Origin of the sequence: Methylobacterium sp. UNCCL125 (genome assembly GCF_900116795.1) — a bacterium.
Lineage (GTDB): Bacteria > Pseudomonadota > Alphaproteobacteria > Rhizobiales > Beijerinckiaceae > Methylobacterium > Methylobacterium fujisawaense.
The window spans coordinates 40,264-49,637 of the sequence record NZ_FPBW01000038.1; the positions used below are offsets into that span (position 1 = coordinate 40,264).

The following is a 9,374-nucleotide window of genomic DNA, read 5'->3' on the forward strand; positions in this document are numbered from 1 at the left end:
TCATCAACGAGACACGCTGACGACGCAACCCGTCAGAGTGTTTAACTGTCAGCATGTTGACACGTCACCACGTCAGTCCGACAACGCGTCACGGAATCGGGCGCTTTTCGAGTGGGAGCGCGGCGTCAACGTTGACTTAACGGTATCGACCGGCCGACATGAGCGTTTGAGGTGCGCGGCTAAAGGCGAGTCGCTGCCATCATCAGGAGAGACGGCCGCAGCAGAACCGAGACCCTGAAAAGCCAAAGGCCCCACCCCGGCAAGGGTGAGGCCTTCGAAAACACCGGGCGCCCGAAGGAACCGCATCTACCTCCTTCAGAGCACGCCACTCCTTACGGAGTCAAGCTGAAACATGAGTTTCGGCAACGGTGGAGGCTTGCCAGGAAGGAGCGATCATCCGGTCGTTCCTTCGATCCGCCGCGGCCCGCGAAGAAGCGGGACCGGGACCAATGACTTATGCCGAGGAGATCCGCCGGCAGGCGGAGGCAGCTCCATGCGCCGCGTTGCCGGCCGTCGCGGCAGCGCTTTGGCGCGCCTACGGGGAGGGGACTGTCACAGAAGTGGAGGCTGAGGCCCTATCCACTCTCATCGAAGCGCAGCGACAAGCGCGCAACGCTCCCAGGCTTCCCAGGGCCGAAGTAGGACCGAATACAGGTGGTCCTCATCCGCAAGGGGGATGCGTGACTGTTCCTGATCATACAGGACGATCCAGAAGGGCCTTCGGCTCACGCCCGCGCACGGATGCCTCCCTGGAGCGCCGCCGCCGCTGGGCCGCCTCGGGACGGCTCCCGCCAGGGCTAGCTGCCAAGTTTACGTCTGCAGAGCAGGCGGTCCTCGCCCTTGTCGCGGCCGAAGCCACGCGGCGGAAGGACTGCCGGCTGTCGATCGAGAACATGGCCGCGGTCGCGGGCGTGTGCCGTTCGACCGTGAAGAACGCCATACGCGAGGCGCGCCGGCTCGGGCTGCTCACCGTTGAGGAGCGGGCGGTCACCGGCTTTCGCAACGACACCAATATCGTCCGCATCGTCTCGGCCGAATGGCTGGCTTGGCTTCGTCTGGCGCGACGCGGCAACCCCCTCCCGCACCAGACGGGACGTGCTGCAGTTGCGGTTCAACAGGGGGGAGGGGTCAAAAGCGTGACCAGCACGCATACTCAAGTTCCAAATCTGTCAAAATCGGGGAAAACCAAACCGTCGCAATGCTGCCGGGAGGCAGCGGGCGACCTCGACCAAGCGACGCCTTCGGGAATCTACGCGGATGGTGGGACGACCAGAGCCATGCGCTGAGGGTCTGAAGCCGGCCGATATGACGAACGCGGCTGAAGCCGTGATTTCGCGCGCGTAGACGCGCCCACTCGGATTCCTCGCACAGGAGCCAGGATGGACGATGATGTGATCGCCAGGGAGAACACCGAGCTACGCCAGCAACTCCTCACCGCACAGAACCTACTGATGGCGACCGCGATCGACGCCGGCCGCCCGCATGGCCGCATCGCGGCGATTCAGGCCGAACGCGACGTGTGGTGCGCCGAGGCCGGGCGGTTGCCGCCCCGCAACGTGTGTAAGCTGATCGTCGGCAACTCGGATTCGAGCTGTTCCAAGAGCTGTGCTTCCCGCGATGGGCCGATGTGATCGCGATACCGCACGGTGTCGCGATCACATCGCTCAAGTTGAGTGGAATCGAGAGAGGCTTTTCTCAGGGGCTTCGGACTACGGCGCCCCTATGCATCGTCCCGACCGCCTCTTCCGCGTCGGCCTCGTCCTGTTGCTGGGGCTGGCGACCTTCCTCATCGGCTATCCGGCCGCCTACCTCGCGACCCACGGCCTCGACCCGCGGGCCTGGCCCACCATCCCGGGTACGCCCTTCGACTGGTTTTCGCCGGCCGGACCTGGCTGGGCGGGTTGGCTCGGCTTATCCCTGCACATGGCCTCGACCTACCGGGACATGGTGCTCGGGCACACGAACAGCCTCACCGGCGGTGGCCGTCCCGCCTTCCTGGCGATCTGGGCTACGGCGATCTTCTTCGCGGTGATCCTGGCCATGGGTGGCCGGCTCGTGCCGCTGCGCCACCGTCTGAAGCGCTACGGCGATGCCCGCTTCGCGGGACGGGCCGACCGCGCGCGCATGCGCCGGGGGATCGAGCTCGGGCTCGATCCGGATACCCGCCGCGCCGTCCGGGTCCAGGTCGAGGGTAACCTGATCACCATCGCCCCGCCGCGTACCGGTAAGACAAGCGGCGCGATCCTGCCGAATGTCGCCTTCCCGGAGCCCGAGGGCTGGGGTGGGCCGGTCGTCGTGATCGATCCCAAGGGCGACGTCGTGCGTGCCGCCCGCCGGCGGCGAGAGGCCATCGGCCAGACCGTGCTGGTGCTGGACCCACTCGGCTTGGCCGGAGGGACCGACCGATGGGATCCGCTGCTCGGGCTCGACCCTGAGGACGTGTTGGAACTCCAGAGCATGGCTCGCGCCCTCCTGCCCGACGTGGATCGGACCAGTGAGGCCGGGGCGTTCTTCCGCGATCGCGCCGTCGTCTTGGTCGTGGCCGCGCTGCAGAGCGTGATCCGCTCCGGGCAGGGGGTGGCCGAGGCTCCTGGTTTGATGCGCGGGCGTTGCGAGGCGCTGCTGGCCGCCCTGGAAGGCTACGATGACCCTGTGGCCGAGGAGGTGCGCGGCATCCTCGGCTCGGACGACGAGAAGGCCCGGGCCAACATCCTGTCGACCGCAGCCCAGGCGTTCGGCTGGCTGCTCGACGCGCGCATGCGCCGGGTCGTGACCGGCCACAGTTTCGATCTCGACGCGGTGTGCGCGGGCGACACCGACCTGTTCATCGTGTTGCCGGCCGACGACCGCCGTAGAGAGATCGCGCCGTACGTGCGCTGGCTCCTGGCGAGCCTGTTCAGCGCGGTGCGGCGCACGCCGGTGGCCGAGCGGGTGCTGGTGATCATCGACGAGGCGTTTGTACTCGGGCGCTTCGACGCGATCCTGCGCGGGGCGGGGGAATTGCCGGGCTACGGCGTGTCGGTGTGGACCTTCTGGCAGTCGGAGGCGCAGATGGCCGAGACCTACGGCGAGGCCGGGGCCACGATCCTGCGCGATACCGCCGAGGTCCTGATGCTGTTCAACCTCTCCGGGGCGCAAGGGACTGAGCGGGAGCGCTGGTCGACCGCGCTCGGGACGTTCACCGGTGTGCAGGAGACCGAGACGACCGATCCCACGACCGGGAAAGTGAGCCGTAGTGCCACCGCGGTGGCGGAGGCCTTAGTCCCGGCCTCGGACCTAGCCGCGCTGACCCGGGGGCACACGTTGGTGTTCCTCAACAGCCGGGCACACACCACCGACCCCCTCAAGCTCAGAAAGACGCTCGCCCACGAAGACGCACGCTGCACCAAGCTGCTCGACTTCGTGAAGCCGGTGACGGCGACCATTTCAGGGTGACGCAGACGGATGCGCGGCGGTGGGTGATCCCGGTCCGCGCGTCTGGGTCCAGGCGAACGGGTAAGCGAGAAAACGCCCGCTTTCAGAAGCCGGGATCGTCCACTTGCAGGCGTCATGATGAGACAGGGACCTACGACCGAGATGGGTGGTTTCCTGCCTGTCGGCTTCTGGTCGAAAGGTCGTCAAAGCGGACGAAATTCTAAGGCTACTTCAGCGGTAGTTCCTCTGAGATCGATACAAGCCCAGCCCCGATCGCGATCCAAACGAGATGCGCATCGGTGCGCGCCCCGAGCGTGGCGCGGATTACCGAAAGGTTGTTGTGCACCGTCTTGAGGCTCAGACACAGCGCCTCGGCGACGGCCTGCGCGGTCATCCCGCCGGCGGTCAGACCCAGGATTTCAAGCTCCCGCGGACTGAGGTCGTCTAGCGCCGTGCGCCCCCCAGCCACCTCATCCTGGGCGATCGCACGCGCGATGTCGGCGCTCATCGCCCGCTCGCCGCGGAGCACGGCCGCCACCGCTGCCAGCAGCTCACGGGGTGGGCTCGCCTTGCTGACATACCCGCTCGCCCCTGCGGCGAAGGCTTGGCGCGCGATCACCGCCCCGGTGCGCATGCTGAACACGACGATGCGGGCGGACCCATCCCACTGGAGGATGTGCCGTATGGCCTCGATGCCGCTTGGGCCGGGCAGCGATAGGTCGAGGATTACGAGATCGGGCGCGTGAGCCTTGTATTGGGAATAGGCCGCTGCTGCGCTTTCGGCTTCCGCGACCACGACCAAGCCCGGCTGTCGCTCGATCAGGCGGCGATAGCCCTCCCGCACGACTGGATGATCATCGACGAGGAGGATGGACGTGGCCATGGGGCGACCTCAGACGACGGTTGGCACGGAGGCGCAGGCACGGATGCCGGTGCCGGTGCCAGTGAGCGAGAAACTTCCACCGAGGGCGGCGAGCCGGGCCCGGATGCCGACGATCCCACGGCCCGTGTGGGACGCGGCTTGGGACACATCGCCCCCGCCATCGTCGTCCAGCGTCAGCGTCACCGTTCGTGGCCCGGTCTCCGACCGGTCGAGCCGGAGGAAGACCCGGCTCGGCCTGCCGTGGCGCAGGGCGTTCGTCAGAAGCTCCTGCGCGATCCGATAGAGGCTCGCCGCCACGTTGTCCGGCATGTCGGTGAGATCGCCCGTTACATCGAGATGCAGGGCCGGGCCGGACCTGAGTTGCCCTCGCCAGTCCACAACGAGGCTACGCAGCGCCTCCTCCAATCCGGCCTCGGCGAGATCGGGCAGTTCGAGGCGGGCCAGGGCTCCACGCAGGCTCTCCCGCATGGTGGCGATGACGGCTTCGATGCCCTGGGCGTCCTCGCGAAGATCCTCACGCTCCGGGGGCGCAGCCAGTTCGATCGCCGCGGCACGCGCCCCCACGGCGGCGAGGCACTGGCCGAAGGCATCGTGCAGGTCGCGCGCGAGGGCCTGCCGCTCCTCTTCCTGAACCGTGACGAGCCGCTGCATCAGGCCGGCGCGGTCGGCTTCTGTGTGGGCGAGCCGGTCGGCGAGTGCGTTGCAGGCGCGGGCAATACGGTCGAATTCGGTGGCGGCGAAGCGTGGCAGCGGCGGTCGGGTGCCGGCCGTGTCGAGGTTCTCCAACCCTTGCACGATCCGCCCGGCCGGAGCGACGAGGCGCGTCACGGCGAGCCAATTGAGAAGCACCGTCGCCGCCGTCAAACCGAGAGCTAACCCGCCTGCGAGACACGTACGCCGCCAGAGCCGCGCTGCCGAGGCCATCGGATCGGGCCATGCCGTGACACTGCCGATGGTGCGGTCGCGATACACGATCGGCCGGATCGTCGGCGCGGCAGCGGCCTCCCAGACGAGGGCTCCGCGGAACCAAGCTGGGGCGGCATCGAGGCCGTCCCAATCAACGCAGTAGCGGCGAGGCAATTCCACGCCGAGATGAATATCGGCACAGATGCCCGGTAGGAGCGTGACGATGGCCGGTGCGGCCTGCGGCGCGCTGGCGGGCATTGCCGCCGGTCCGGCGCTGCCGAGGCCCGGCTGACGCGCCAGCTGTGCGGCAATCCGATCCGCCGACATGGCAGCCTCCCAGCGGAGGCTCGCATGGGCGTCCCAGGCAGCCCATGCAAGAGCCCCTGCCAAGCAGAGCACGGCGACCACGAGGAGGCGCAGACCGAGATGCGTGGGCAGGCTCATGGATCAGACGGCCGGGCTCGAAGCGAGACTTATTTGGCACCGAGCTCGTCGAGGTGCGCAAGCCATGGCTCAATCAGACGGGAAGAATGCCCGGGCTTTAGCGGGAGGACTTCCCTGGCCTCATCCCGGCACGATCCGGAGGATAGCGCTGTCCCCTCTCCAAGGAGCCGGCCATGTCGCTTCATCTCTCCCGCCGCAACCTGCTGGCCGCGTCCGCCCTGCTCCCGCTCGGGTTACACCTCCCTGCTGCGGCCGCGCAGGCGAGCGGCCCCTACCGGGTCGGTGCGTTCACTGTGACGCCGTTGCGCGACGGTCTCTTTCCGCTGGAGCCAAGCATGATCCCGGCCGCGGAAAGCCGGGCCGGACAGGCACTGTTGAAGGGGGCCGGCCTTCCTGCGAACGGCCCGTCGCCGGAGCCGGTCAACGCGTTCCTGATCCGACGCGGGGAACGTCACTGGCTGCTCGATGCGGGCTGTGGCACCGTCCTTGGGCCGGGCTTCGACCGGGTGACCGCGGCCCTGACGGCGGAGGGCGTGCGGCCGGATCAGGTCGAGACCATCTGGCTGAGCCATCTGCACGCCGACCATGCCGGTGGTCTCCTGACGCCGAACCGCCTCGCGCGGTTCGCGAACGCCGAACTCGTGCTGCAGGAGCGTGAGTTGGCCTACTGGTCAGATGCGGCTGCCAGAGCCTCCGCTCCGGCCGCGTTAAGCCCGATGTTCGAGACTGCGCAGGCGGTGCTGGCAGCCTATCCCGACCGGATCCGGCGTGTCTCCGGCGAAGCGGAACTCGCACCGGGCATCCATGCGCTGCCACTGCCCGGCCATACACCGGGACATATGGGCGTCTTGATCGCGGACGGCTCCGACCGGCTGCTGATCTGGGGCGATATCGTCCACTCGCGGATCCTACAGATGCCGCATCCGGATTGGACGGTGATATGGGACACCGATCCAGCAGAGGCGATCACGACGCGACGGCGCATCCTCGACCGTGCGGCGGTGGAGGGCTTGAGGGTGACCGGGATGCACCTCGCCACTAGCGGAAAAATCGAACGCGCCGAGACGGGGTATGAGCTGCTCTAGGTGCGCCGGAACTCGGAGACCGCGGGCGTCCGCTTTTGAGGTTCCTCCAACGTACGATTGGCGACCGCATCGGGTCGTAGAACGAACCCGCTGCGCGGGAGGGCGCGGGTGGTGAAGTCGCGGTAGCACCCGGACCGTCGCGCGTCGTTGAGGCCTGTCGGCGGCGGGCCGAGCATCGCGGCTCCTTCATCCGAGGAGCCCCACGATGCACGATCTGCTTCCCGCCCCCGTGATCAGCCCGCTGCACCAACGCCTGATCGAGGAGATGGGCCTGCGCCGGTTCTCGCACGAGACCCAGCGCAATTACCTGCGCGACGTCGGCCGTTTGGCCACCTTCCTCGGACGCAGGCTCGACACGGCCACCGCGGAGGATCTGCGCCGCTTCCAGGTCGAACAGCGCGAGGCCGGCGTGCCGGTGCCGACCCTCAACAGTATCGTCTCGGCCCTGCGCTTCTTCTTCACCCACGCCCTCGACCGCCCGGATCTGGCGCACCGGCTCGTCCGTCTGGCCTATCCGCGCACGCTGCCCGTCGTCCTCAGCCGCGCGGAGGTCACCCGCCTGCTCGCCGCCACGACCTGCCTCAAGCACCGGGCGGCCCTGGCCGTGGCCTACGGCGCCGGCCTGCGCGTGGCCGAGGTCGCAGCGCTGAAGGTCACGGACATCGACAGTGCGCGCATGCTGATCCGGGTCGAACGGGGCAAGGGCGGGCGGTACCGCAACGCCCTGCTCTCGGCGGATCTGCTGGCCCTGCTGCGCCTGTGGTGGCGGGCCGGCCGCCAGCAGGGCGTGATGCTGGGCGGCGGCTGGCTGTTCCCCGGCCAGCACGCCCTCAAGCCGATCAGCACCCGGCAACTACACCGGGTCGTCGTCGAGGCCGCACGGGTCGCCGGCATCGCCAAGCGCGTCGGCCCGCACACCCTGCGCCACAGCTTCGCCACCCACCTCCTGGAGGACGGCACCGATATCCGCGTGATCCAGGTCCTGCTCGGCCACGCCAAGCTCGACAACACCGCCTTCTACACCAAGGTCGCCACCCGCACGGTGCGCACCGTGACCAGTCCCCTCGATCGGCTCGGCCTGTTCGAGGCCGGGGAGCGTGCGGCCGGCAGTTGACGCGCCGGGCCGACCCCCGTGCTGGAGGTCGCCGACGTCTTCCGCGCCGCCGGGCCGGCCTACCGCGCCGCCCGGGCCGGGCACCTGAGCCTGCACCAGCGCAAGGTCATGACGGCGATCGAGACCTGCCGCACCGCCGCGCTGGGCGGCCATGTCGAGGCCTGCGACGGCTGCGGGCACACGCGCATCGCCTACAACTCCTGCCGCGACCGGCACTGCCCCAAATGCCAGGGCGCGGCGGCCCGCACGTGGCTGGCTGCGCGCGAGGCCGACCTCCTGCCGGTCGGCTACTTCCACGTCGTGTTCACCTTGCCCGCCGAGCTCGCGCAGATCGCCTTCCAGAACAAGGCCACCGTCTACGACCTGCTGTTCCGGGCAGCCTCCGAGACGATGCTGACCATCGCCGCCGACCCGAAGCATCTCGGTGCCCGCATCGGGCTGACCGCCGTCCTCCACACCTGGGGCTCGGCGCTGACCCACCATCCGCACGTCCACATGATCGTGCCCGGCGGCGGCCTCTCGCGCGACGGGACCCGCTGGATCTCAGCAAAGCCCGGCTTCCTGCTACCGGTGCGCGTCCTCGCCAAGCTGTTCCGCCGCCTGTTCCTGGCCGGACTGACCGCCCTGCACGCGTCTGGACGGCTCGCTTTCTTCGGACGCCTGACGCCCCTGGCCGAGCGCCGCGCCTTCCTGCGCCATCTCGCGCCGATCCGAACCAAGCGCTGGGTCGTCTACGCCAAGCCGCCGTTTGCCGGACCCGCGGCGGTGCTCGCCTACCTGTCGCGCTACACCCACCGCGTCGCCATCTCGAACCGGCGGCTCGTCGGCTTCGACGCGGCCGGCGTCACCTTCCGCATCAAGGACTATCGCCGCGACGGGCCGGAGCGCTACGGTGTCCTGACGCTGGCCGCGGACGAGTTCATCCGGCGCTTCCTCCTGCACGTCCTGCCCAAGGGCTTCCACCGCATCCGCCACTACGGCCTGCTCGCCAGCGCTACCCGCCGCGCCAATCTCGCCCGCATCCGCGACCTGCTGGCCGCCGCACCGCCGATCACCCCGGCTGAGGCAGCGCAGCCATCCGATTGGCTCGCCCCGTGCCCGTGCTGCGGTGGGCGCATGACGGTCGTCGAGATCTTCGGCCGCTTCCAGCAGCCGCGAGGTCCGCCGACCGCCTCGGCTTCAACCCGGATGAGGGCCACGTGACCCGGCCCGCCCTGAGGCCCGTCGCCTGCTGCGAGCACCACGCCACAGGCCATGGACCGTCGTGCGCCTGTGCCGGCCGACGACCCCGTGGTCAGCCATCCCCGCCCGGGTATGCCCCCCGCCTCGGCCTCACAATGCGATCCTGGCGGGCAACGGATCGGCCTCAGCCGCCACGTGCGGGCCGGGACACGGTCACGCGCTGGCCACCGACAGACACCCCGCCATCGGGCCGAAACGACCAATCCCCATAGCTGAGCGCCTCGGTCCCCGCGGGTTCCTTCTTCGGAGACTTTCGTACGCCTCACGGCGCCCGAAACTCTTCACG

General features: G+C 68.9%; 8 protein-coding genes. 6 read left to right on the forward strand and 2 right to left on the reverse strand.

Features of this window, described 5'->3' with window-relative positions:
- The first annotated feature begins 893 nt into the window (after positions 1 to 893).
- The 3 genes from BM396_RS33825 to BM396_RS27950 all read left to right on the forward strand — a co-directional run bounded on the left by BM396_RS33825 (position 894) and on the right by BM396_RS27950 (position 3,435).
- Complete coding sequence (locus tag BM396_RS33825) at positions 894 to 1,286, forward strand: hypothetical protein (protein ID WP_307356331.1); 393 nt, start codon at positions 894 to 896, stop codon at positions 1,284 to 1,286.
- A gap of 93 nt (positions 1,287 to 1,379) precedes the next feature.
- Complete coding sequence (locus BM396_RS27945) at positions 1,380 to 1,631, forward strand: hypothetical protein (protein ID WP_091995180.1); 252 nt, start codon at positions 1,380 to 1,382, stop codon at positions 1,629 to 1,631.
- Between the two features lie 91 nt (positions 1,632 to 1,722).
- Positions 1,723 to 3,435 (forward strand): type IV secretory system conjugative DNA transfer family protein, encoded by a 1,713-nt coding sequence (locus tag BM396_RS27950; RefSeq protein WP_091995182.1) that lies wholly within the window; start codon positions 1,723 to 1,725, stop codon positions 3,433 to 3,435.
- Positions 3,436 to 3,640: 205 nt separating this feature from the next.
- On the opposite strand, the gene BM396_RS27955 is transcribed toward BM396_RS27950, so the two are convergent.
- Together BM396_RS27955 and BM396_RS27960 are read right to left on the reverse strand one after the other, a co-directional pair.
- Positions 3,641 to 4,297, reverse strand: a complete 657-nt coding sequence (locus BM396_RS27955; RefSeq protein ID WP_091995185.1) for a response regulator — start codon at positions 4,295 to 4,297, stop codon at positions 3,641 to 3,643.
- 9 nt (positions 4,298 to 4,306) lie between these two features.
- Entirely contained in the window at positions 4,307 to 5,647 is a 1,341-nt protein-coding gene (locus BM396_RS27960) for a sensor histidine kinase (RefSeq protein WP_091995188.1), read from the reverse strand.
- 173 nt (positions 5,648 to 5,820) lie between these two features.
- On the opposite strand from BM396_RS27960, the gene BM396_RS27965 reads away from it, so the two are divergent.
- From BM396_RS27965 to BM396_RS27975, 3 genes are all read left to right on the forward strand, one after another.
- Positions 5,821 to 6,732 carry an MBL fold metallo-hydrolase gene (locus BM396_RS27965; protein ID WP_091995191.1) on the forward strand — a complete coding sequence of 304 codons (912 nt, stop codon included), beginning with the start codon at positions 5,821 to 5,823 and terminating at the stop codon, positions 6,730 to 6,732.
- A gap of 205 nt (positions 6,733 to 6,937) precedes the next feature.
- The gene (locus BM396_RS27970; RefSeq protein WP_043378754.1) at positions 6,938 to 7,846 is read left to right on the forward strand and encodes a tyrosine-type recombinase/integrase; all 909 of its coding nucleotides are present in this window, start codon (positions 6,938 to 6,940) and stop codon (positions 7,844 to 7,846) included.
- 18 nt (positions 7,847 to 7,864) lie between these two features.
- Entirely contained in the window at positions 7,865 to 9,049 is a 1,185-nt protein-coding gene (locus BM396_RS27975; protein WP_043378755.1) for an IS91 family transposase, read from the forward strand.
- Positions 9,050 to 9,374: the final 325 nt, after the last annotated feature.